We start from the raw sequence: 22,959 nt of genomic DNA, 5'->3' as shown, positions 1-22,959 counted from the left end.
GCGTTTGTCGAGCTTTAGGGATGGCGATGGCTTTCCATCAGCGACGCTTGGTGGTCGCGGACGGTCGCATCCCCGTGAGGCGATGCCGTCCAATGTCCGTCGGATCCCAACTCCCAACAACGGGTGGCCGGGTCCATCGCCGAGTCGAACACGTCATTGAGTTGCGCCGTCAACCTCGGGTCCTTGACCTGAGCCATCACCTCGACGCGTCGGTCCAGATTGCGGTGCATCATGTCGGCGCTGCCGATCCAGAACTCGTCGATGGCGTTGAAGTGGATCACGCGCGAGTGTTCCAGGAACCGGCCGAGAATCGAACGCACGATGATGTTGTCGGAGTACCCGGCCGCAGCCGGCCGCAGCGCGCAGATGCCACGCACGACGACCTCGACGCGCACACCCGCCTGGGACGCGCGATACAGCGCATCGATCACCTGCTCGTCGACCAGGGCGTTGGCCTTCACCCGGATCCGGCCCTGGCCACCGTCGGCGGCTGCGGCGACCTCGCGCTCGATGCGCTCGATGATGCCCTTGCGCACGCTGTGGGGAGCAACCAGCAGATTGCGGTAGGTCACCTTTCGCGAATAGCCGGTCAGCGAGTTGAACAGGTCGGTCAGGTCGGCGCCGATGTCGGGGGCCGCGGTGAGCAATCCGACATCCTCATACAGGCGGGCGGTTTTCGGGTTGTAGTTGCCGGTGCCGATATGGCAGTACCGGCGGATCGTCGGGCCCTCGCGGCGTACGACCAGACACGTCTTGCAGTGCGTCTTCAATCCGATCAGCCCGTAGACCACATGGACGCCGGCCTGCTCGAGTGCGCGCGCCCACTTGATGTTGGCCTGCTCGTCGAATCTGGCCTTGATCTCCACCAGGGCAACGACCTGCTTGCCGGCCTCCGCGGCGTCGATCAACGCGTTGACGATCGGTGAGTCACCCGACGTGCGGTACAGCGTTTGTTTGATGGCAAGCACATTGGGGTCGGCCGCGGCCTGCTCGATGAAGCGCTGAACGGTCGTCGAGAACGAATCGTAGGGGTGGTGCACCAGGACGTCCCCGTCACGCAGCGTGGCGAAGATGCTCTTGGGGGTTTCGCGTTCACCGAAGGCGGGCGGCGTCGCGGGGACGAACGTCGGATCCTTCAGCGACGGCCGGTCGAGGCCGTAGATCTGCCACAAGGACGACAGGTCAAGCAGACCCGCTAGCTGGATCACGTCGCCGGGGTCCACGTCGAGTTCACGCAACAGCAGCTCGAGCATGTTGTCGGTCATGTCGTCGGCCACTTCGAGCCGCACCGGTGAACCGAACCGCCGCCGAGCCAGCTCGCGTTCGAGCGCCTTCAGCAGATCCTCGTCGCGATCCTCCTCGACTTCGAAGTCGGCGTTGCGGGTGATCCGGAAGGCATGGTGCTCAACGATCTCCAGTCCCGGAAACAGCACGGGCAGGAAAGCGGCGATGAGTTCTTCCATCGGCAGGAAACGATGGCCGCGCTTGCCGGACGGCGAATCAGGGGCCGGGAGTTTGACGAACCGGTCGACGTTGTCCGGCACCTTGATCCGCGCGAAGTGCTGGGTGCCGTCATCGGGCTGGCGCACCGTGACGGCGAGGTTGAGGCTCAGCCCGCTGACGAACGGGAACGGGTGCGCGGGATCGACGGCCAGCGGTGTCAGAACGGGGAAGACCTGTTCGTGGAAGTACGTCGAGAGTTCCGTGCGCACCGCGTCGTCGAGGTCCGCCCACGTCACCACGAAGATGTTCTCGTCGGCGAGCGCGGGGCGCACCGATTCGAGGAACACCCTGGCGTGTCTGCTCGCGATCTGCTGTGTGCGTTCGCTGATCCGGCGCAGCTGTTCACGCGGGGACAGACCGTCCGCCGATCGCACCGACAGGCCCATCTCGTCGCGGCGTTTGAGACCGGCGACGCGCACCATGTAGAACTCGTCGAGGTTGGACGCGAAGATCGCCAGGAACTTGGCGCGCTCCAGCAGGGGGAGCGACGGGTCGGCGGCGAGCGCGAGAACCCGGGCGTTGAAGTCCAGCCAGCTCAATTCGCGGTTGAGGTACCGGTCCTCGGGCAGCTCGTTGTCGACGGCGGGCGATGTCGCGGCGGGCGGCGCCTCTGGAGCGGAATCGGCGGTAGCCCGCGCCGGCTTGGTAGCTGTCTCCGCCACCACGTCCGATTCGTCTGCCCGGATCTGGGTCTCGGCTTCGGTCATCCCACCGATCATTCCCTATCGACCGTCGGTCCTGCTACCGCGAATCGCCAACCCGTAGTACTCGAGTTCTCCGCGCGTCGCGACGTGGCCGCGCGGTCGTCACAGCCGCGCCACGGCGCGCGCGGTCGTGGCACCCACGCCCAGCCGGCGGGCGGCCATCAGGTCGTCGGGCGTGTCGATATCGCACCGCAGCCCCGGCCACGGTCCGGTCAGTTCGATCGCCCCCGAATCGCGATGCCGCCGTGCGGAATCCGGACCGAAGTGGGGGTCCAGCGGGACACCGAATCCGAACAGGGCGGAAGTGCCCGTGCCGTGTCTGTCCCCGACGAAACTACGCCGGTGGGCGCGCGCCGAGCCAATCGCCTCCGCCAGTTCCTTAGGTTGCAGCGCTGGCAGGTCACCTTGCAGCACAACAATATTCGCCGAGTTGGGCCGAAGCTCGGATTCGGCGACGACAAGCGCGTTGTTGAGCGGATCGGGGTGTCCCGGCGGGGTGGGATCGGCAACGACGCGGGCCCCCAACCTGCGCGCGGCGTCGGCGGCGATGACGTCGGGGGTGACGACCGTGACGGCGGCGACCGCGGATGCGGCGGTGATCGTGTCGACGAGCATGGCAAGCACAACGGCTTCCCGGGTGGGTGCGGAGAAGATCGGGGCCAGCCGGGTCTTGGCCGCCGCGAGTCGCTTGACGGCGATGACGAGCGATACATCCGTGGTCGGTGACTGCCCGTCGGCCCTGGCGCCGCTCATGAACGCCATCCTGCCAGCCGTCGGCGGTTGTCCTCCGCGGGTGACCCCGTGTGACCTCCGCGTCTACCGTCCGCACGGGCCCCACACGGTGTCCGCGTTAGGGTGAATTCGTGGTGGAGGCTGCTGTCATGGGTGCCGGTGCATGGGGTACGGCGCTGGCAAAGGTGCTTGCTGACGCGGGCAACGGAGTGCGGTTGTGGACCCGTAGGGCCGAGTTGGCCGAGGAGATCAACGAGACGCACCGCAACGACGGCTATCTCGACGACACCGAACTACCGAAGTCCATCAAGGCGACCAGCGACGCCGCCGATGCACTCGACGGGGCGTGCACGGTGCTGCTTGCGGTGCCCGCGCAGACGCTGCGGTCCAACCTCGGGCAGTGGAAGACGTTGATCGGCGCCGACGCGACGCTCGTCAGCCTGGCCAAGGGCATCGAGCTCGGCACGCTGATGCGGATGAGCCAGGTGATCGTCCAGGTAACCGGAGTCGACGCGACGCGCGTCGCGGTGGTCACCGGTCCGAACCTGGCCAGCGAGATCGCCGATGAGCAGCCGGCGGCGACCGTGGTCGCGTGCAGCGACTCCGGGCGCGCCGTGGCGTTGCAGCGGGCCTTCTCCACCGGCTACTTCCGGCCCTACACCAACTCCGACGTGGTGGGTGCCGAGGTCGGCGGGGCATGCAAGAACGTCATCGCCCTGGCGTGCGGGATGGCGGCCGGGGTCGGATTGGGGGAGAACACCGCCGCCGCGATCATCACGAGGGGGCTGGCCGAGATCATGCGGCTGGGGATGGCGCTCGGCGCCAATCCGGCGACACTGGCCGGCCTGGCCGGTGTCGGTGATCTGGTGGCCACCTGCACCTCGCCGCATTCCCGCAATCGGTCGTTCGGCTATCGTCTGGGCACGGGCGGCACCATGGAATCGGCGATGGCCGCCGCCGGTGGCCATGTCGCCGAAGGCGTGGCGTCCTGCGAGTCGGTGCTTGCGCTGGCGTCCAGCTATGACGTCGAGATGCCTCTCACCGACGCCGTGCAGCGCGTGTGTCACCGCGGTCTGTCCGTCGACGAAGCGGTGAAGCTGCTACTCGGCCGCAGCACGAAGTCGGAATAGCGCGATGGACGGAGGGTATGGCGATTCCACCCGTAGCGTGAAAGCCGTTGGTGCTGATGCGATTCCGGGTGCGCCCGTGGCGCCCGTTCCAGTGCCGGCGTCCTCCTATCACCTGTCGCCCGACGAGGCGGCGCCGCTGGACACCTACGGTCGCAGCTCCAACCCGACATGGCGGCAGCTGGAGTCGGCCCTCGCGCAACTGGAGGGCGCCGCGGCCGCGCTGACGTTCGGGTCCGGTATGGCTGCGATCACCTCGGTGCTGCGCGTGCTCTCCAAGCCGGGTTCGACGTTGGTCGTCCCCGCCGACGGCTACTATCAGGTGCGCCGATATGCGATGGAATACCTTGCTCCGCAAGGGATTATCGTTGTAGAGGCAACCACGGACGCCATGTGCAACGCGGCTGCGGATGCCGACGTCGTGCTTGCGGAGACGCCGGCCAATCCCGGCCTCGACGTCGTGGACCTGCACCGGCTGGCCATGACCTGCCGGAGCCGCGGCGCAACGCTGGTGGTGGACAACACCGCCGCGACACCCCTTGGGCAACAGCCGCTGTCGCTGGGGGCCGATCTGGTGGTGGCCAGTGCCACCAAGGCACTGTCGGGCCACAGCGATTTGGTCGCCGGGTACGTCGCAGGCAGTCACACCGGGCTGATGGAGTCCGTCGAACGGGACCGTCAGCTCGCCGGGCCGATCCTGGGGGCCTTCGAGGCGTGGCTGGTGCTGCGCAGCCTCGGCAGCGCCGGTCTGCGGATCGATCGGCAGTGCCAGAACGCGCAGGCGCTGGCGGTCATGCTGCGCTCCCACCCCGCGGTTCGGTCGGTGCGCTATCCCGGATTGCCCGACGACCCTTCGTACCGGATCGCCTCACTGCAGATGCGACGATTCGGCGGGCTCGTGTCGGTTGAGTTGGCCGACGCCGGGGCGGTGCACGCCATGATCGAGCGAAGCGCGCTGATGGTCAGCTCGACGAGCTTCGGTGGCATCCACACGTCCGTCGACCGTCGTGCCCGCTGGGGCGACGCGGTGAGCGGCGGTTTCGCGCGGATTTCGATGGGTATAGAGGACACCGATGACCTGATCGCGGACGTCAATCAGGCGCTGGGCTGAAGTATTCTGACTTGTTCTGAGGGCCGTCGTGACGAAATCGAATCGTGCGGTATCCGGCCAGGACGGTACCCTCTCTAGGTTGTGAGTCCCCCAAACCAGCCCGAAGACGATTCGCCGGCGACCTCGGACCGCTCTGCCGGTCGCCGCACGCGGGTCGCCGTCGTCTATGGCGGACGCAGCTCCGAACACGCGATCTCCTGCATCTCGGCGGGAAGCATCCTGCGCAATCTCGACCCGCAGCGGTTCGATGTGGTCGCCGTGGGCATCACCCCGGACGGATCGTGGGTGTTGACCGACGCCAGCCCGGAGACGCTGTCGATCAGCGACGGTCGGCTCCCTGAGGTCAGTGGTGGCGCCGGGACTGCGCTGTCCCTTCCCGCCGATCCGCAGCTCAGCGGACAGCTGGTGGCGCTGGGACATGGTGCGGGGGAGATCCTGACGTCGGTGGACGTGGTGTTTCCCGTTCTTCACGGGCCATACGGCGAGGACGGCACCATCCAGGGTCTGCTGGAGTTGGCCGGGGTGCCGTATGTCGGTGCGGGTGTGCTGGCCAGCGCGGCGGGCATGGATAAGGAGTTCACCAAGAAGCTGCTGATCGCCGAAGGCCTGCCGGTGGGCGATCATTTCGTGCTGCGGCCACACGACACCACGGTCGAACTGGAGGATCGCGAACGGCTGGGCCTTCCGGTGTTCGTCAAACCCGCGCGCGGCGGCTCGTCGATCGGCGTGAGCAGGGTGGCGGCGTGGGACGAGCTGCCGGCGGCCATCGCCTACGCCCGCAGGCACGATCCGAAGGTGATCGTCGAAGCGGCGGTGCCCGGCAGGGAGCTCGAGTGTGGGGTGCTCGAATTCCCCGACGGCAGGATCGAGGCCAGTACCGTGGGTGAGATCCGTGTGGCGGGGGTCCGCGGCCGCGAGGATGCGTTCTACGACTTCGCGACCAAGTATCTCGACGACGGCGCCGAGCTCGATGTGCCCGCCAAGGTCGACGACAATGTCGCCGACGAGATCAGGCAACTGGCGATCCGGGCCTTCCAGGCCATCGACTGTCAGGGCCTGGCCCGCGTCGACTTCTTCCTGACCGAGGACGGCCCCGTGCTCAACGAGATCAACACGATGCCGGGGTTCACCACCATCTCGATGTATCCGCGCATGTGGGCGGCCAGCGGCGTCGATTATCCGACGCTGTTGACGGCGATGGTCGAGACCGCCCTGGCCAGGGGGACGGGTCTGCGCTAACCGGCCGGTCCCGGATCGATCGGGGTCGCAGGCAGGGTTTCGGCGAGCGCCGCCGACAGCTGCTGGATGGGCGTGGGGCCGGTGCCCGCGGGCAGTGTCAACGCCACGTAGACCGGACGGTCGACCGCGTACCAGGTGCTGCGGCCGCCCCTTCCCGCCCCGGCTTCGCCCACCCCGTCCTTTCCCACCCCGTCCTTTCCCACCCCGTCCTTTCCCGCCCCGGCTTCGCCCACCCGGAACCATTGCACCCGATCGACGACCTGGATCGGCGACCCGACCACGAAATCAGCGGGTCGGTCCAGCCCGCAGCGCAGGATGATCGACTCGCTGTCGGGGTCGTCCTGCCATGCTGCGGCGCCTGCCGGTGTGGGTTCGGCGGTGGGTGCCCGCCTGTAGTCGCCGAGCTGCTCGGGCACGGCTGCCAGAAGTGAATGGCACTCGGTGCTGTCCGCGCGAGGTGCGGGAACCGCCGCGATCGGCACCGGCCGCGGCTCGGGGGAGCCCTGGCGGACCGCGGCGATACCCAGGAACACGACGATCGCGGCGACGGCGACCGAGATGGCCGCGACCAGCAGCGCCGGCGGTGGGCCATCGCCAGCATCGCCGGGACTGCGGTCGGTCACACCGGCAACTCTATGGGTGCGTCCCGTTGGCGATCGGGCACGTCAGGGTGCGGGTGATTCCCATGATCTGCTGGACGCTGGGCACCACGTTGGCCTGCAGATCCCCCAGGGTGTCGGCGCCGATTCGCACGACGACGTCATACGGGCCGGTCACATACTCCGACGACAGCACACCGGGAAGGCCGGCGAGTTGATTGGCAACGACCTCGGCGCGGCCCACCTCGGTCTGGATGAGCATGTAAGCCTCGACCACCCGCTATCTCCTCCGTCTCGCTGCATAGACTCCACGCCGCAGGGACCAAACGTACCGCAGGTCGGGCTCGCGTTCAGGCCACGGCGGCGGACGGCAGGAGGCGGACATTGGCTCAAGGCCCAAATTCACGATCGGAGGACACCCTCGCTGGTCTTGGCGAGTTCGCCGTGATCGACCGCCTGGTGGCGGGGCGCGAGCAGCCCGGTGTGGTGGCGGTCGGCCCCGGCGACGATGCCGCCGTCGTGATCGCGCCCGATGGCAGGACGGTGGTGTCGACCGACATGCTGGTGGAGGGGCGGCATTTCCGGCGGGACTGGTCGTCGCCCCGCGACATCGGCCGCAAGGCGATCGCGCAGAACGCAGCCGACGTCGAGGCGATGGGTGCACGGGCGACGGCGTTCGTTGTCGCGTTCGGCGCGCCCGGTGACACCGCAACCGCTAAGGCGATCGAAGTCGCCGACGGGATGTGGGAGGAAGTCCGCAAGCTGGGCGCCGGTGTGGTCGGTGGGGATCTGGTCAGTGCGCCGCAGTGGGTGATCTCGGTGACCGTCCTCGGCGACCTCGCGGGGCGTGCGCCGGTACGCCGCGACGGCGCCCGCCCCGGCGACACCGTGGCCGTCGTCGGCGACCTGGGCCGCTCGGCGGCCGGATACAGCCTCTGGCACGACGATATTCACGCTCACGACGAGCTTCGCCGGCGCCACCTCGCCCCGGAGCCGCCCTATGGTCAGGGCAGAGCAGCCGCCGACGCAGGGGCCTCGTCGATGACGGATGTCTCCGACGGGCTGCTCGGTGATCTCGGCCATATCGCGACGGGCTCGGGATGCGGCATCGACCTGTCGCGCGACGCGCTGGGCGCCGACCTCGATGCGGTGCGCGCCGCCGCCACCGATGTCGGCGCCGATCCCTGGGGCTGGGTGCTGGGCGGCGGGGAGGACCATGCCCTGGTGGCGACATTCCCGGGGCCGCTCCCCGACGGCTGGCGGCCGATCGGCAGGGTGCTCGACGGGCCGCCGCGCGTCCTGGTGGACGGTGCCGACTGGCACGGAAACCGGGGATGGGAGTCGTTCTGACCGGAGGGCCACGCTAGGTTTTGCGTTCGTGACCGCACGTCCGCTTCACGAACTGGTCGAGGATGGTTGGGCTCGAGCGCTGGAACCCGTCGCTCCGCAGGTCGCCGAGATGGGGGAGTTCCTGCGCGGCGAACTGGCGGCCGGGCATCGCTATCTGCCCGCCGGCCCGAACGTCCTGCGGGCGTTCTCGTTCCCGTTCGACGGGGTGCGAGTGCTCATCGTCGGTCAGGATCCGTACCCCACGCCGGGTCACGCCGTCGGCCTGAGCTTCTCGGTGGCGCCCGACGTGCGGCCGCTGCCGCGCAGCCTGGCCAACATCTTCACCGAGTACGCCGCCGACCTCGGCCACCCACAGCCGAGTACGGGAGACCTGACGCCGTGGGCGGAACGCGGTGTGTTGCTGCTCAACAGGGTGCTCACCGTGCGCCCCGGCAATCCCGCGTCACACCGCGGTAAAGGCTGGGAAGCGGTGACGGAGTGCGCCATCCGGGCGTTGGTGGCGCGCAGCCAACCGATGGTGGCGGTGCTGTGGGGTCGCGACGCCGCCACGCTCAAACCGATGCTCGGCGACTGTGCGGTGATCGAATCGCCCCATCCCTCGCCGCTGTCGGCGTCACGGGGATTCTTCGGCTCGCGACCTTTCAGCCGCGCCAACGACCAGCTACACCGGATGGGCGCCGACCCGATCGACTGGCGACTGCCCTGATCGGGGCCGGATTGCGGGCGCAGTCACGGGATCGCCGGCGGGGACGGAATGGCGGGCGGTGACGGAATCGCCGGCGGGGACGGGATAGCGGGCGGCGAAGGGATTTCCGGCGGCGAAGGGATTTCCGGCGGCGACGGGATCTCGACGGTCGCATCACCGCCGGTGGGCGGCACCTCGGGAGGCGGCGCCGTCGTCGGGGCGGACGTGGCCGACGGCATTTCCTCGGTGGTTGTTTCCAGCGTGGTGACCGGCGTCTTGGTGGTGATCGTGGTGATCGTGGTGGTGTTGGTGGTCGTGCCGTCGCCGCCATCGCCCGAACCGCACGCCGTCAGCAGCACCGCTGCCGTCGCGATGGCAGTAACACCGAGGACCATGGAAGGCCGTGCCGGCCGTGACAGCGATGACAGAGCGTTGATGCGACAAGTCATGACGGCTGGGCTACCCGAGTGCCCAGCCGCCTAACCTTCCCAGCGTCAGCCGCAGGGTATCGAGCGGTCAGCCGTAGGTGATCGAGCGGTCAGCCGCGTGCGACCTTGCCCGCCTTGATGCAGGAGGTGCACACGTTGATGCGTTGCTTGTTGCCGCCCGGACGGGTCGCGGCACGCACGGTCTGGATGTTGGGATCCCAGCGGCGGTTCGTCCGCCGATGCGAATGCGACACCGACTTGCCGAAGCCCGGCCCCTTACCGCAGACGTCGCACACGGCAGCCATAACAAGAACTCCTCGGATCAGTACTTGGGGGTCTGGGTCTTTCCACCGTGACCGGCACGGCTCGACCCGACAACCTGACCAGGATACCGGCCGCCCTGGGTATCGCCAAAAACGTGTTCACAGGCCCACCGGCGGATACCCACCAGGACACCACGGCGGAGGTGTTGTCCCTGCTAATGGCTAGGCTGGCCACGGCGGGTCAGCGGGGTTTGGAGGTGGGATGTCGGCTCGGCGCCTCGACGCTTCGGCGCTGCGCGACTGGGCCCACACCGCTGTCGGGGAGCTGATCACCTACGCCGACGAGATCAACCGGCTCAACGTCTTCCCCGTCGCGGACGCCGACACCGGCACGAACATGCTCTTCACGATGCGCTCGGCCTGGGCGCATGCCGAGGCCGCGCCGAGCGGCGCGGACGCGGCCGGGATGGCCGCCGCCCTGGCCGAGGGTGCCCTGCACGGCGCCCGCGGAAACTCGGGAGTGATCCTGTCGCAGATCCTGCGGGGACTCGCGGAGGTGACGGCCGCCGCCGCCGCCGAACGGGACGGCGGCCTCGCCGACATCGACGGCGCGATCTTCGGTGCGGTGCTGCGCCACGGCGTCGGCCTTGCGGTCGCGTCGATGGGCCACGCGGTGCCCGGCACCATCGTGTCGGTACTGCAGGCCGCGGCCGGTGCGGCCGAGCACGCCGCCGGCGACTCCGCCGACCTGGCGGCGGTGGTGGTCGCCGCGGTGGAGGCGGCGGTCGTCGCGCTGGACAAGACGCCACAGCAACTCGACGTCCTTGCCGAGGCCGGTGTCGTGGACGCGGGGGGGCGCGGCCTGGTGGTGTTGCTGGACGCGATGACGGCCACGCTGACCGGACACCTGCCGCAGCGGGAGGCCTACCGGCCGGCTCCGCCGCCTTCCGAGGTGTCCGCAGGGACGTCGGCACCGCCACAGTTCGAGGTGATGTATCTGCTCAGCCGCTGCGATGCCGACGACGTCGAACGGCTCCGGGAACGGCTGGAACAGCTCGGCGAATCGGTCGCGATCGCCGCGGCCGGGCGCACCGAGGGCGACGGCCCTGCCGGCGGCCGCTACTCGGTCCACGTGCACGCCGACGACGCGGGCGCGGCGGTCGAGGCCGGGCTGGCGGTCGGCACGCCGAGCCGTATCCAGATCACGGCGCTCACCGGCGGCATCGGGCATCCCCAGGCCGGCTGGAGCCGCGGCCGCGCGGTGCTTGCCGTGGTCGACGGCGACGGCGCCGTGGCGCTGTTCAGCAGCGAGGGCGCCCACGTGTTGCGGCCCGATCCCGACACCCCGGTCAGCGCCAAACAGTTGATGCGCGCGCTCGTCGACACCGGCGCTGCCCAGGTCATGGTGCTGCCCAACGGTTACGTCGCGGCGGAGGAGCTGGTGGCCGGATGCACCGCCTCGGGGGGCTGGGGCGTCGACGTGGTGCCGGTGCCCGCCGGATCGATGGTCCAGGGCCTGGCGGCGCTGGCCGTCCACGATCCGCAGCGGGAGGTCGTCGACGACGGCTACACGATGGCGCGTGCCGCCGCAAGTGCGCGGTACGGCACCGTGCGGGTGGCCACCGAGGAGGCGTTGACCTGGGCGGGCACCTGCAAACCCGGCGACGGGCTCGGTATCGCAGGCGATGAGATCCTCATCGTCGGCCCCGACATCACGGCGGCCGGCGCCGGATTGATCGACCTGCTGCTGTCCTCCGGCGGTGAGCTGGTCACCGTGTTGACGGGCGACGGCGTCGACGCGTCGGTGGGCGAAAGGCTGCGGGCCCACGTCCACCGCACCCATCTCGGCGCGGAGCTGGTCACCTACCACACCGGCCATCGCGGCGAGGCGCTGCTGATCGGGGTCGAATAGTCGTGGCGACGCTCGCGGACAGGCTCGACTATGTGATCGGCGCAAAGGCGGCGGGACCGCTCGACGAGTACTTCGGCATCAGGACGGTCAACGATCTGCTGCGCCACTACCCGCGCAAGTACAGCCACGGCATGGCGGTGCGCGAGGAGGGTGAGGAGCTGGACCTCGAAGAGGGTGAGCACGTCACGTTCGTCGACGAGATCACCAGCGCGGAGCTGCGCCGGAGCCAGCGGCAACCCCAACGCGAGTACCTCGTCGTCACCCTCGGCCGGCGCAAGCCGAAGGTCACCGCCACCTTCTTCAATCCGAAGATCCTCAAGCACAGCCTGGTCAAGGATGCGCGGGTGATGCTGTCGGGCGAGATCGGCTTCTTCAAGGGCACACTCCAGCTCACCCACCCCGCCTTCCTCGTGCTGAATACCACCCGTAACGTCGGTTCGAAGTCGATGAAGAGCATCGCCGCCGGCGCCGACGACGACGATCTGCTCGCCGCGTTCGCGCGCGACTTCTTCCCCATCTATCCCGCCTGCGCCAAGGTGCAGAGCTGGGACATCTACGCGTGTGTGCGCCAGGTGCTCGACGTGCTCGACCCGGTGCCCGAGACCATGCCCGCGGCGTTCCTGCGCAGCAACGATCTGCTGTCCCAGGACGCGGCGCTGCGCGCGGTCCATCTGGCCGAGAACGAACAGGAACGTGAAAACGCGGTCCGGCGACTGACTTTCGATGAGGCCGTAGGGCTGGAGTGGGCGCTGGTGAAACGCCGGTATGAGGAGTTGGGCGGTTCGGGCCCGCCCGCGGCCCCGCACGAGGACGGCCTGGTGTCGGCGTTGTTGCGACAGCTGCCCTTCGAGCTGACCAACGGGCAGCGCGAGGTGCTCGATGTGCTCAGGGCCGAGCTCGCCGGGAACCGGCCGATGAACCGAATGCTGCAGGGCGAGGTCGGGTCGGGAAAAACCATCGTGTCCGTGCTGGCGATGCTGCAGATGATCGACGCCGGCTTCCAGTGCGCACTGCTGGCGCCGACGGAAGTCCTTGCCACCCAGCACGCCCGGTCCATCGGCGAGGTGCTCGGACCGCTGGGGATGGCGGGCCTGCTCGGTGGTGCCGAGGGCGCCACCCGGGTGGCGTTGCTCACGGGTTCGATGTCGCCGCAACAGAAGCGACGAGTGCGCGACGAGGTCGCCACCGGGCAGGCGGGCATCGTCATCGGCACCCATGCGCTGCTGCAGGAGTCGGTGCAGTTCGATCGGCTCGGCCTCGTCGTCGTCGACGAGCAGCACAGGTTCGGCGTCGAACAGCGAGATCGGTTGCGCTCCAAGGCCTCCGAGGGTCTGACGCCGCACCTGCTGGTGATGACGGCCACGCCGATCCCACGCACGGTGGCGCTCACCGTATTCGGCGATCTGGAGACCTCGACGCTGCGTGAGCTGCCGCGGGGACGGCAGCCCATCGTCACCAACACCATCTTCATCACGCAGAAGCCGGCGTGGCTGGACCGCGCCTGGGCGCGAATCGTCGAAGAAGTACGCACGGGCAGGCAGGCCTACGTGGTGGCTTCACGAATCGACGAGACCGACAAGGGCGGCGATAAGAAGGCCAACGATTCGCACGGGCCGCCCGCCACCACCGTTGTCGAACTCTTCGAATACCTTCGGCGCGGCCCGCTGTCGGGGCTTCGCGTCGGTCTGATGCACGGCAGGCTGGCCGCCGAGGAGAAGGACGCCGTGATGTCGGCGTTCCGCGACGGTCAGGTCGACGTTCTGGTGTGCACCACCGTCATCGAGGTCGGCGTGGACGTGCCCAACGCCACGGTGATGTTCGTGATGGATGCCGACCGGTTCGGCATCAGCCAGTTACATCAGCTGCGCGGGCGGATCGGCCGCGGGGCGCATCCGAGTCTGTGCCTGCTGGCCACCCGGCTTCCCGAGGCGTCCAAGGCGGGGGAGCGGCTCAGAGCGGTCGCGGGCACGCTGGACGGTTTCACGCTCGCCGACCTGGACCTGCTGGATCGCCGCGAGGGCGATGTCCTTGGCCACAGTCAGTCCGGACGGCCGATCACGCTGCGATTCCTATCCCTGGTCGACCATCAGGCGGTCATCGAGACCGCGAGAGAACTCTGCGAATCCGGCTACGAGCGCAACCCCGACGATCCCGGAATGGCTTTGCTTGCAGCACAATTCACCGACACCGACCGCGTCGAGTTCCTGGACAAGGCGTGAGTGCGGGTGAGTAGAACACGTCTGCTGTGGCTGATCTCCGCCGTCGTGGTGGCGGTGCTGGTCGCGGTGCAGGTGATTTCGCAACGGTCGAGCCATGTCGTCGCGAGTGCCGACATTCCGGCCCTCGCACCCGGCACCGACGTGCTCGTCGGTATCGCCGTGCTGCCGGTGCGCATCCGCGGCTACGACTACCAGCGGGGGGCCTTCGGGGAGTCGTGGACCGACGACAACGATGCACCAGGCGGACGCAACGGCTGCGACACCCGCAACGACATCCTCGACCGCGACCTGCTCGACAAGACCTACGTGGCCATTTCGCGCTGCCCGACCGCCGTCGCCACGGGCGTCTTGCACGACCCCTACACGAACGCCACGGTTCCGTTCACGCGCGGCAACCAGGTGGGGGCGTCGGTGCAGATCGACCACATCGTGCCGCTGGCGCTGGCCTGGGATCTCGGCGCGCGGAACTGGACGGACAAGATGCGCGTGCGGTTCGCCAACGATCCGGCGAACCTGATCGCGGTGGCGGGCGCAGCGAACCAGGACAAGGGCGACAAGGAACCCGCCAATTGGATGCCGTCGAACCGGGCGTTCTGGTGTCAATATGCGGTGCAGTTCGCCGAAGTGCTACACGGCTACGGGTTACCCATCGATCAAACCTCGGCCGCGGTGCTGCGTGATGCCGCCGGGACCTGCCCGACCGGCTGACGCGTCCGCCGGGGTGCGAGCACCCACGGACGGTGGCGGCGGCGTCCGAAATGTCAGGTGCCGGTATAGGTCTCGGGGTCGGGGCGGAACCGGGTGCCGTCGTCGAGGCCGTTGAGTGTGGCCATCTCGTCGTCGCTGAGCTCGAAATCGAAGACGTCGAGGTTCGCCGTGATGCGTTCCGGGTTGCCCGAACGCGGGATCACCACGTTGCCGAGCTGGATGCTCCATCGGATCAGGACCTGCGCAGGAGACTTCCCGTGGGCCTGCGCGACCGCGCCGACGGCTGGGTTGTCGACGAGGTTGCCGACTCCCAGCGGGCTGTAGGCCTCGGTGACGATGCCGTGTTCGGCGTTGACCGCGCGCAGGGCCGCCTGATTGAGCAGCGGGTGCAGCTCGATCTGGTTGACCGCGGGCGTGAAGAAGGTCAGGTCGATGAGATCGGAGAGGTTGTCGTCGGTGAAGTTGCACACGCCGATCGAGCGGGCCACCCCGTCCTCTTTCAGCTTCATCAGCCCGCCCCAGCTGTCGACGTACATGCCGTTCTGCACGTTGGGCCAATGGATCAGGTACAGGTCGACGTAGTCCAGTCCCAGGCGTTCCACGCTCGCGCGGCCGGCATCCTGCGAGGATTTGAACCCCTGGTCGTCGGTCGCCAGCTTGGTGGTGACGAAGATCTCGGCGCGCGGGACGCCCGACGCGGCGATCGCGCGTCCCACCGCCGCCTCGTTCCCGTACGCGGCGGCGGTGTCGATCAACCGGTAGCCGGCATCCAGGGCGGCGGACACGGCGCGCTCGGTGTCGGCGTCGGACAACTCGGCGACACCGAGGCCGATGACCGGGATCGCATTATCGTCGTTGAGGATCACGGTGGGGGTCGCAGCCGCCTGCCCGCCCAGTGAGGTCATGTCACCTACCCGTTGAAGTTTCGAAGGTCCGTGGATCGGAACCCAGACGGAAGTTACTCGCAATCCGTTCGGGGTTCACCGACTTGGGGATGACGATCTTACCGAGGTGAATGTGCCACTTGATCAGCGCCTGCGCCGACGTCCGCGTGAGACCCTTTCAGTATTCTCGTGCGGTGTCGCAGAAGCTCCCCAGCGCTTTCCGGGGACAGCGGCGGCGTGCACCTGCGTGACGCGGCTCTACCACACGGCGGCCAAGGTGTTCTTTCCCCTGGGCGGTCGGGCGTCGGCCCCCGTCACCGAGGTGATCTGGGCGCTGCGAGCACATCTCAGCTGCACCGGAGAATGCTGATCGTCCGCCGGTACTCTTGTTCCGTGCCGACCAAACCCAAGAAGAAGCCCGCCTACGACCTGAAGGCCGCCGATCGCAAGCGCAATCTGATGATCCAGATCGGTCTGACCTCGGTCGTCGTGCTGTTCGCCGTGGCGCTGGTGCTCTTCATCGTGTTGGGCAGCGACAAGCCCTCCGACGGCGAGGCGCGTGCGATCCGGGTGGCTTCCAGTGACGTGATCACCAACGAGGGCACCACGGAGCCGAAGGCCGTGCTCTCGCTCTACGAGGATTTCCTGTGCCCCGCGTGCGGCAATTTCGAGCGGCAGTTCGGGCCGACGATCAACAAACTCATCGACACCGGCGCCATCGCGGCCGACTATCACATGGTGTCGATTCTGGATGCCCGCGGTGACGGGTACTCGTCGCGCGCGGGTGCGGCCGCGTACTGCGTGGCCGACGAGTCGAACGACGCGTTCCGGAGGTTCCACAGCGCTCTCTACACACCCGAGATCCAGCCGCAGGAAGGCGGGGGCGTATACCCCGACAACGCCCGCCTGATCGAGCTGGCGCGGCAGGCCGGCGCCGCCGGCGGGGTTCCCGAATGCATCAACAGCGGTCACTACGTCAAGATGGTGCAGGGTATGGCCGGGGTCGCCGGCATCACCGGGACACCGACCATCCGCATCAACGGCGAGGATTACCGCCCCACCACCCCCGATGCGCTGGTAGCGAAGATCAAAGAGATCGTCGGCGACGTGCCGTCCCTCGACGGACCCGCACCCACGCCCGCGCCTGCTCCGGCGCCATGACGGTGACAGTGCAGCCCCGCAACCCTGACCCGCCGGGCGGGGCCGCCCCGGTTCCCGAGCGGCGGGGTGTGCGGGTCGGCAAGCCCAGTGCCCTGTGGGTGCTGATCGCCGGTGTCGTCGGCCTGGCGGCGGCGTTGACGCTGACGATCGAGAAGGTCGAGCTGCTGATCAACCCGTCCTACGTGCCGTCCTGCAGCATCAACCCGGTGCTGTCGTGCGGATCGGTGATGGTCAGCCATCAGGCCTCGGTGTTCGGGTTCCCCAACCCGCTGATCGGGATCGTCGGATTCACCCTGACGACCGTCACCGGTGTGCTGGCGGTCGCGAAGGTCCCGCTGCCGCGGTGGTACTGGGCCGGTCTGGCGATCGGGACGCTGCTCGGCGCCGGATTCGTGCACTGGCTGATCTTCGAGAGCCTGTACCGGATCGGCGCGTTGTGCCCGTACTGCATGGTGGTCTGGTCGGTGACCATTCCGCTGCTGGTGGTGACGTCGTCGATCGCGCTGCAGCCGCTGCGAGGCAACGCCGCGGCGCGGATAATCCATCAATGGCGGTGGTCACTGACGGCGTTGTGGTTCACCGCTGTGCTCCTGCTCATCTTGGTGCGTTTCTGGGATTACTGGTCGACACTGCTGTAAGTCAGCACAGAGCCGGTTAGGGTAGCTCGTGATTTCTAAAGTGCTGGTGGCTAACCGCGGTGAGATCGCCATCCGTGCCTTTCGCGCGGCCTACGAGCTGGGCATCGCCACGGTCGCGGTCTATCCCTACGAGGATCGCAACTCGCTGCACCGGTTGAAGGCCGACGAGTCGTACCAGATCGGGGAGAAGGGCCACCCGGTTCGCGCCTACCTGTCGGTGGACGAGATCATCCGGGTGGCGCGCCAGGCCGGTGCCGATGCGGTCTATCCGGGATACGGATTCCTGTCGGAGAACCCGGAATTGGCGTCGGCGTGTGCGGCCGCGGGCATCACCTTCGTCGGCCCGAGCGCCGAGGTGCTCGAACTGACCGGCAACAAGTCGCGGGCCATCGCGGCGGCACGCTCCGCAGGCCTGCCGGTGCCGTCGTCCTCGGCAGCGTCGTCGTCGGTGGACGAACTCATGGCTCTCGGGGCGGACATGGAGTTCCCGGTGTTCGTCAAGGCGGTGTCCGGGGGCGGTGGACGCGGCATGCGCCGGGTGGCCCATCCCGACGGGTTGCGCGAGGCGATCGAGGCGGCCAGCCGCGAGGCGGAGTCGGCGTTCGGCGATCCGTCGGTGTACCTCGAGCAGGCGGTGCTGAATCCCCGCCACATCGAGGTGCAGATCCTGGCGGATTCCGCGGGACATGTCATGCACCTGTTCGAACGGGATTGCAGCGTGCAGCGCCGCCATCAGAAGGTCATCGAGTTGGCCCCGGCGCCGAATCTTCCCGAGGAGCTCCGCCAGAAGATCTGCGCGGACGCGGTGGCGTTCGCTCGCCAGATCAACTATTCGTGCGCGGGCACCGTGGAGTTCCTGCTCGACGAGCGTGGCCATCACGTGTTCATCGAGTGCAATCCGCGCATACAGGTCGAACACACGGTCACCGAGGAGATCACCGACGTCGATCTGGTCGGCAGCCAGCTGCGGATCGCCGCCGGCCAGACGCTGGCCGACCTGGGTCTGAGCCAGGAGACGCTGCAGCTGCGCGGTGCGGCGATGCAATGCCGGATCACCACGGAGGACCCGGCCAACGGCTTCCGCCCCGACACCGGGCGGGTCACCGCCTACCGCTCGCCCGGCGGCGCGGGCATCCGGCTGGACGGCGGCACCAATGTGGGTGCGGAGATCAGCGCGCACTTCGATTCGATGCTGGTCAAGCTGACGTGCCGGGGTCGTGACTTCGCGGCGGCGGCGACCAGGGCCCGCCGAGCGCTGGCCGAGTTCCGGATCCGCGGCGTGTCGACCAACATCCCGTTCCTGCAGGCGGTCGTCGACGATCCCGACTTCCGCGCCGGACGGGTGACCACGTCGTTCATCGATGAGCGGCCGCATCTGCTGACCGCCCGGGCCCCCGCCGACCGCGGGACCAAGATCCTGAACTATCTCGCCGACGTCACGGTCAACCAGCCGCACGGCCAGCGTCCCTCGGCGGTGTATCCGCGCGACAAACTGCCCGACATCGACCTGACGGCCATGCCCCCGCGGGGCAGCAAGCATCTGCTCAGCGAGGTCGGCCCGGAAGCGTTCGCCCGGTGGATGCGCGAATCGAAGGCAGTCGGTGTCACCGACACGACGTTCCGCGACGCGCACCAGTCGTTGCTGGCCACCCGGATTCGCTCGACGAGCCTGCTGGAGGCCGCGCCCCACGTCGCGCGGTTGACACCGCAGCTGCTGTCCATCGAATGCTGGGGCGGTGCGACCTACGATGTGGCGCTGCGGTTCTTGAAGGAGGACCCGTGGGAGCGACTCGCCGCGCTGCGCGAGGCGATACCCAACATCTGCCTTCAGATGCTGCTGCGCGGGCGCAACACCGTTGGTTACACCCCGTATCCGGAGTCCGTGACGTACGCGTTCGTGCAGGAGGCGACGCGCACCGGGATCGACATCTACCGCATCTTCGATGCGCTCAACAACGTCGACTCGATGCGGCCTGCAATCGATGCGGTGCGCGAAACCGGAACGGCGGTCGCCGAAGTCGCGATGAGCTACACCGGTGACCTGTCGGATCCGGGGGAGAACCTCTACACCCTGGACTACTACCTCAAGCTGGCGGAGCAGATCGTCGACGCGGGCGCGCACGTGCTGGCCATCAAGGATATGGCGGGGCTGCTGCGCCCACAGGCGGCCAGCGTCCTGGTCGGCGCCCTGCGGTCACGTTTCGACCTGCCCGTGCACGTGCACACGCACGACACCCCCGGTGGGCAGCTGGCCACCTACCTGGCCGCGTGGCAGGCCGGGGCCAACGCGGTCGACGGTGCGGCGTCGCCGATGGCGGGCACCACCAGCCAGCCCGCGCTCTCCTCGATCGTCGCCGCGACCGCACACACCGAGTACGACACCGGCCTGTCGCTGTCGGCGGTCTGCGACCTCGAACCGTTCTGGGAGGCGCTGCGCAAGGTCTACGCGCCGTTCGAGTCGGGGCTGCCCTCGCCGACGGGACGGGTGTACAGCCACGAGATCCCGGGCGGCCAGCTGTCCAATCTGCGGCAACAGGCCATCGCGCTCGGGCTGGGGGACAGGTTCGAGGACATCGAAGTCAGTTACGCCGCAGCCGATCGCGTCCTCGGCCGGCTGGTCAAGGTGACGCCGTCGAGCAAGGTGGTCGGCGATCTGGCGCTCGCGCTGGTCGGTGCGGGTGTCAGTGCCGACGAATTCGCCGCTGACCCAGCGCGTTTCGACATCCCCGATTCGGTCATCGGGTTCCTGCGCGGTGAACTGGGCGATCCCCCCGGTGGGTGGCCGGAACCGTTGCGCACCAAGGCCCTCGCCGGCCGTCCACCGGCCAAGCCCACCCAGAAGCTCACCGCGGAGGACGAAACGGCGCTTGCCGAACCGGGCAACACGTGCCGGGCCGCGCTGAACCGGCTGCTCTTCCCGGGCCCGACAAAGGAATTCCAAGCGCATCGGGAAACCTACGGCGATACCTCGACGCTGACAGCCAACCAGTTCTTCTACGGGCTGCGCCACGGCGACGAGCACCGCGTGCGGCTCGAGCGCGGCGTCGAGCTCCTGATCGGACTGGAAGCGATCTCCGATCCCGACGAGCGCGGCATGCGCACCGTGATGTGCATCCTCAACGGCCAGCTCCGCCCGGTTCTGGTGCGCGACCGCAACATCGCCAGTGAGGTGCCCACCGCGGAGAAGGCCGACCGCAACAATCCGGACCATATCGCCGCGCCGTTCGCGGGCGCGGTCACCGTCTCGGTGTCGGCGGGCGACGTGGTCAAATCCGGGCAGACCGTGGCCACCATCGAGGCGATGAAGATGGAAGCGGCCATCACCGCGCCCAAGGACGGCACCGTCCAGCGCGTGGCCCTCGCGGGGACCGCTCAAGTCGAGGGCGGCGACCTCCTGATGGTGGTCAGCTGACCCGTATCATCGCAGGAACCTACGGTGGGCGCCGTATCGCAGTGCCGCGCAGCGGAACCCGGCCCACCGCCGACCGCGTCCGTGAGGCGCTGTTCAATGCGCTCACGGCGCGCCTGGATTTCGCGGGCCTGCGGGTGCTTGATCTGTACGCCGGTTCGGGAGCCCTTGGGCTGGAAGCGCTTTCACGCGGTGCCGAATCGGCCGTGTTCATCGAATCCGACCAGCGCGCGGCCGCGGTCATCGCGCGCAACATCGCAGATCTGGGTGTCACCGCGGCTGCGGTGCATCGCGGAACCGTCGCGACGGTGCTCGGCGGGGGGACGGACCGGCCGGTTGACCTCGTCTTTGCCGACCCGCCCTACGACGTGGTGGGCGAACCCGAGATCCTGGCGATGCTGACCGCGCTCACCGCACGGGGCTGGACGACCGAGGGCACGGTCGCCGTCGTCGAACGGCGGGCCTCGGGTGCGACGCTGACCTGGCCACCGGGTTGGCAGCCGTGGCCGGTGCGGCGCTACGGCGACACCCGCGTCGAACTCGCCGAGCGGGTGTGAAATACCCTTGCTGCTACCGTCGTCATCCATGACTGGCGCGGTATGCCCCGGATCCTTCGATCCCGTGACCCTCGGCCACATCGACGTATTCGAGCGCGCGGCCGCACAGTTCGACGAGATCGTCGTCGCGATCCTGATCAATCCCAACAAGGAGGGGATGTTCACTCCCGAGGAACGCATCTCGCTGATCGAGCAGTCCACCACGCATCTGCCGAATCTGCGTGTCGAGTCGGGGCAGGGTCTGGTGGTCGATTTCGTCCTGGCGCACGGTTTGACCGCGATCGTCAAGGGCCTGCGCACCGGCACCGACTTCGAATACGAACTGCAGATGGCGCAGATGAACAAGCACATCGCCGGAGTGGACACCTTCTTCGTCGCCACCGCGCCCCGGTATTCGTTCGTGTCGTCGTCGCTGGCCAAGGAGGTGGCCGCCCTCGGCGGTGACGTATCGGCGCTGCTGCCCGAGCCGGTGAACGCGGCGCTGCGCACCAAGCTGGGCTGACACCGCCGTCTGCTGCGCGTCGTACGCGCACAGCCGCGGCCGGAGTGAAGCCGTGCTTGCTCGCAATTCAGTTGTGCCGTAACAGAGTTCATGAACAAGTGTTGGCGACCCATGCCGTTCTGCGTCGTCTGCGGCTTCTCGTCAGGTGCCAAGGTGCGTCGCGGACGAGCTCGTCGCTGCGGGCATGCGTCGTCAGCACCGTCGACGGTGCCTCGAAGCGGATGGCGGCGCAGGGAACCGCCCGGCTACGGCGAGACCCCGCTGCCGCGGCGCAGCCCGGCCGGGTGCGCACCGTCAGCGCCTTGACATAATGTGGGCGAAACAACCTATATACGGGTGGGCCTGGGACCACGACAGGAAGCGAGTAGGCGACACACCGGCGTCGGAAGCGAAGTCACAGAGGTAACACCAGGCACACTGGTAACAAGTAACTACGCCTGGAGGGTGTTGCCGTGTACCGAGTTTTTGAAGCGCTCGACGAGTTGGGCGCGATTGTCGAAGAAGCGCGCGGTGTCCCGATGACGGCGGGCTGTGTGGTGCCACGCGGGGATGTCCTCGAATTGATCGACGACATCAAGGACGCGATCCCGGGGGAGCTCGACGACGCGCAGGACGTCCTGGACGCGAGGGACTCCCTGCTTCGCGACGCCAAGGAGCATTCCGACTCGATGGTCACGACCGCGGGCGCCGAGGCGGACTCGATGGTCAACCACGCCCGGACCGAGGCCGACCGGTTGCTCGCCGACGCCAAGGCGCAGGCCGATCGCATGGTGGCCGAGGCCCGCCAGCATAGTGAACGCATGGTGGTCGAGGCGCGCGAGGAGGCCTCGCGCATCGCCGCCACCGCCAAGCGCGAGTACGAGACCAGCACCGGCCGCGCCAAGGCGGAGGCGGACCGTCTCGTGGAGAACGGCAACCTGTCCTACGAGAAGGCGGTCCAAGAGGGGATCAAGGAGCAGCAGCGGCTGGTGTCGCAGACTGAGATTGTTCAGACCGCGACCGCCGAAGCCGCCCGGCTGATCGACGCCGCACACGGCGAGGCCGACCGGCTCCGCGGAGAATGTGACATCTACGTCGACAGCAAGCTCGCCGAGTTCGAGGAGTTCCTCAACGGGACCCTGCGGTCGGTCGGCCGCGGTCGTCATCAGCTGAGGACAGCGGCGGGCACGCACGACTACGTCGCACGCTGACAGCGGGTCCGGTCCGGCGTGCACCCGCCGGCCGGAGC

Annotated in this window: 21 protein-coding genes; 14 read left to right on the top strand and 7 right to left on the bottom strand. The window is 68.3% G+C overall.

The features are described 5' to 3' along the window. Positions 1-14: 14 nt before the first annotated feature. Both ADBZ6K_RS14685 and cofC read right to left on the bottom strand, forming a co-directional pair. Positions 15-2,210: an RNA degradosome polyphosphate kinase gene (locus ADBZ6K_RS14685; RefSeq protein WP_526347862.1), complete on the bottom strand. Its 2,196-nt coding sequence runs from the start codon at positions 2,208-2,210 to the stop codon at positions 15-17. A gap of 99 nt (positions 2,211-2,309) precedes the next feature. Beyond that, entirely contained in the window at positions 2,310-2,960 is a 651-nt protein-coding gene (gene cofC, locus ADBZ6K_RS14680) for a 2-phospho-L-lactate guanylyltransferase (protein ID WP_526347860.1), read from the bottom strand. Positions 2,961-3,088: 128 nt separating this feature from the next. Between cofC and ADBZ6K_RS14675 the strand changes: the two genes are divergently transcribed. The 3 genes from ADBZ6K_RS14675 to ADBZ6K_RS14665 all read left to right on the top strand — a co-directional run bounded on the left by ADBZ6K_RS14675 (position 3,089) and on the right by ADBZ6K_RS14665 (position 6,416). Then, the gene (locus ADBZ6K_RS14675) at positions 3,089-4,069 is read left to right on the top strand and encodes an NAD(P)H-dependent glycerol-3-phosphate dehydrogenase (protein WP_526347989.1); all 981 of its coding nucleotides are present in this window, start codon (positions 3,089-3,091) and stop codon (positions 4,067-4,069) included. Between the two features lie 4 nt (positions 4,070-4,073). Beyond that, a complete protein-coding gene (locus ADBZ6K_RS14670) occupies positions 4,074-5,177 on the top strand; it encodes a cystathionine gamma-lyase (RefSeq protein ID WP_526347858.1) in 1,104 nt (367 codons plus the stop codon). Between the two features lie 81 nt (positions 5,178-5,258). Continuing rightward, complete coding sequence (locus ADBZ6K_RS14665; protein ID WP_526347856.1) at positions 5,259-6,416, top strand: D-alanine--D-alanine ligase family protein; 1,158 nt, start codon at positions 5,259-5,261, stop codon at positions 6,414-6,416. Here the strand turns inward: ADBZ6K_RS14665 and ADBZ6K_RS14660 are convergent. Next, on the bottom strand, positions 6,413-7,039 hold the full coding sequence (locus tag ADBZ6K_RS14660; protein WP_526347854.1) for a DUF3515 family protein: 627 nt from the start codon (positions 7,037-7,039) through the stop codon (positions 6,413-6,415). The genes ADBZ6K_RS14665 and ADBZ6K_RS14660 overlap by 4 nt on opposite strands. Positions 7,040-7,049: 10 nt before the next feature. Then, positions 7,050-7,292: an Lrp/AsnC ligand binding domain-containing protein gene (locus ADBZ6K_RS14655; RefSeq protein ID WP_526347852.1), complete on the bottom strand. Its 243-nt coding sequence runs from the start codon at positions 7,290-7,292 to the stop codon at positions 7,050-7,052. Between the two features lie 107 nt (positions 7,293-7,399). On the opposite strand from ADBZ6K_RS14655, the gene ADBZ6K_RS14650 reads away from it, so the two are divergent. Then, positions 7,400-8,365, top strand: coding sequence for a thiamine-phosphate kinase (locus ADBZ6K_RS14650; RefSeq protein WP_526347850.1), 966 nt, complete (start codon positions 7,400-7,402; stop codon positions 8,363-8,365). 28 nt (positions 8,366-8,393) lie between these two features. Then, positions 8,394-9,071 carry a uracil-DNA glycosylase gene (locus tag ADBZ6K_RS14645; protein WP_526347848.1) on the top strand — a complete coding sequence of 226 codons (678 nt, stop codon included), beginning with the start codon at positions 8,394-8,396 and terminating at the stop codon, positions 9,069-9,071. A 23-nt stretch (positions 9,072-9,094) separates the two neighbouring features. On the opposite strand, the gene ADBZ6K_RS14640 is transcribed toward ADBZ6K_RS14645, so the two are convergent. After that, positions 9,095-9,499 carry a hypothetical protein gene (locus ADBZ6K_RS14640; protein ID WP_526347846.1) on the bottom strand — a complete coding sequence of 135 codons (405 nt, stop codon included), beginning with the start codon at positions 9,497-9,499 and terminating at the stop codon, positions 9,095-9,097. Between the two features lie 89 nt (positions 9,500-9,588). Further along, positions 9,589-9,783, bottom strand: a complete 195-nt coding sequence (gene rpmB / locus ADBZ6K_RS14635) for a 50S ribosomal protein L28 (RefSeq protein ID WP_526347844.1) — start codon at positions 9,781-9,783, stop codon at positions 9,589-9,591. Between the two features lie 220 nt (positions 9,784-10,003). Between rpmB and fakA the strand changes: the two genes are divergently transcribed. From fakA to ADBZ6K_RS14620, 3 genes are read left to right on the top strand one after another with little or no spacing between them, the layout of a single operon-like run. Then, on the top strand, positions 10,004-11,653 hold the full coding sequence (gene fakA, locus ADBZ6K_RS14630) for a fatty acid kinase ATP-binding subunit FakA (protein ID WP_526347842.1): 1,650 nt from the start codon (positions 10,004-10,006) through the stop codon (positions 11,651-11,653). A gap of 2 nt (positions 11,654-11,655) precedes the next feature. Next, positions 11,656-13,872: an ATP-dependent DNA helicase RecG gene (gene recG, locus ADBZ6K_RS14625; RefSeq protein WP_526347840.1), complete on the top strand. Its 2,217-nt coding sequence runs from the start codon at positions 11,656-11,658 to the stop codon at positions 13,870-13,872. A gap of 6 nt (positions 13,873-13,878) precedes the next feature. Next, positions 13,879-14,580 carry a GmrSD restriction endonuclease domain-containing protein gene (locus tag ADBZ6K_RS14620; protein ID WP_526347838.1) on the top strand — a complete coding sequence of 234 codons (702 nt, stop codon included), beginning with the start codon at positions 13,879-13,881 and terminating at the stop codon, positions 14,578-14,580. Positions 14,581-14,633: 53 nt separating this feature from the next. Here ADBZ6K_RS14620 and ADBZ6K_RS14615 read toward each other — a convergent pair whose 3' ends face one another. After that, a complete protein-coding gene (locus ADBZ6K_RS14615; protein WP_526347836.1) occupies positions 14,634-15,485 on the bottom strand; it encodes an aldo/keto reductase in 852 nt (283 codons plus the stop codon). Between the two features lie 372 nt (positions 15,486-15,857). Between ADBZ6K_RS14615 and ADBZ6K_RS14610 the strand changes: the two genes are divergently transcribed. The 6 genes from ADBZ6K_RS14610 (at position 15,858) to sepIVA (ending at position 22,921) form a co-directional block, all read left to right on the top strand. Beyond that, positions 15,858-16,625 carry a DsbA family protein gene (locus tag ADBZ6K_RS14610; protein WP_526347834.1) on the top strand — a complete coding sequence of 256 codons (768 nt, stop codon included), beginning with the start codon at positions 15,858-15,860 and terminating at the stop codon, positions 16,623-16,625. After that, positions 16,622-17,263 carry a vitamin K epoxide reductase family protein gene (locus ADBZ6K_RS14605; RefSeq protein ID WP_526347832.1) on the top strand — a complete coding sequence of 214 codons (642 nt, stop codon included), beginning with the start codon at positions 16,622-16,624 and terminating at the stop codon, positions 17,261-17,263. Before ADBZ6K_RS14610 ends, ADBZ6K_RS14605 begins: the two co-directional genes overlap by 4 nt. A 28-nt stretch (positions 17,264-17,291) precedes the next feature. Next, positions 17,292-20,675 carry a pyruvate carboxylase gene (locus ADBZ6K_RS14600; protein ID WP_526347830.1) on the top strand — a complete coding sequence of 1,128 codons (3,384 nt, stop codon included), beginning with the start codon at positions 17,292-17,294 and terminating at the stop codon, positions 20,673-20,675. Then, the gene (rsmD, locus tag ADBZ6K_RS14595; RefSeq protein ID WP_526347987.1) at positions 20,672-21,229 is read left to right on the top strand and encodes a 16S rRNA (guanine(966)-N(2))-methyltransferase RsmD; all 558 of its coding nucleotides are present in this window, start codon (positions 20,672-20,674) and stop codon (positions 21,227-21,229) included. Before ADBZ6K_RS14600 ends, rsmD begins: the two co-directional genes overlap by 4 nt. Before the next feature lie 28 nt (positions 21,230-21,257). Further along, positions 21,258-21,731: a pantetheine-phosphate adenylyltransferase gene (gene coaD / locus ADBZ6K_RS14590; protein WP_526347828.1), complete on the top strand. Its 474-nt coding sequence runs from the start codon at positions 21,258-21,260 to the stop codon at positions 21,729-21,731. 452 nt (positions 21,732-22,183) lie between these two features. Beyond that, entirely contained in the window at positions 22,184-22,921 is a 738-nt protein-coding gene (gene sepIVA, locus ADBZ6K_RS14585; RefSeq protein ID WP_526347826.1) for a cell division protein SepIVA, read from the top strand. The last annotated feature ends 38 nt before the right edge of the window (positions 22,922-22,959 follow it).

It is taken from the genome of Mycobacterium sp. (assembly GCF_044223235.1).
Lineage (GTDB): Bacteria > Actinomycetota > Actinomycetes > Mycobacteriales > Mycobacteriaceae > Mycobacterium.
The sequence above is the reverse complement of the archived record's forward strand: the minus strand, read 5'-3'. Positions and strand labels throughout refer to the sequence as shown.

Bases quoted from the DNA above. Each gene is read 5' to 3' on its own strand.
- ADBZ6K_RS14685 (WP_526347862.1), bottom strand. From the start codon at position 2,210: ATGACCGAAGCCGAGACCCAGATCCGGGCAGACGAATCGGACGTGGTG.
- cofC (WP_526347860.1), bottom strand. From the start codon at position 2,960: ATGAGCGGCGCCAGGGCCGACGGGCAGTCACCGACCACGGATGTATCG.
- ADBZ6K_RS14675 (WP_526347989.1), top strand. From the start codon at position 3,089: ATGGGTGCCGGTGCATGGGGTACGGCGCTGGCAAAGGTGCTTGCTGAC.
- ADBZ6K_RS14670 (WP_526347858.1), top strand. From the start codon at position 4,074: ATGGACGGAGGGTATGGCGATTCCACCCGTAGCGTGAAAGCCGTTGGT.
- ADBZ6K_RS14640 (WP_526347846.1), bottom strand. From the start codon at position 9,499: ATGACTTGTCGCATCAACGCTCTGTCATCGCTGTCACGGCCGGCACGG.
- rpmB (WP_526347844.1), bottom strand. From the start codon at position 9,783: ATGGCTGCCGTGTGCGACGTCTGCGGTAAGGGGCCGGGCTTCGGCAAG.
- fakA (WP_526347842.1), top strand. From the start codon at position 10,004: ATGTCGGCTCGGCGCCTCGACGCTTCGGCGCTGCGCGACTGGGCCCAC.
- ADBZ6K_RS14615 (WP_526347836.1), bottom strand. From the start codon at position 15,485: ATGACCTCACTGGGCGGGCAGGCGGCTGCGACCCCCACCGTGATCCTC.
- ADBZ6K_RS14605 (WP_526347832.1), top strand. From the start codon at position 16,622: ATGACGGTGACAGTGCAGCCCCGCAACCCTGACCCGCCGGGCGGGGCC.
- coaD (WP_526347828.1), top strand. From the start codon at position 21,258: ATGACTGGCGCGGTATGCCCCGGATCCTTCGATCCCGTGACCCTCGGC.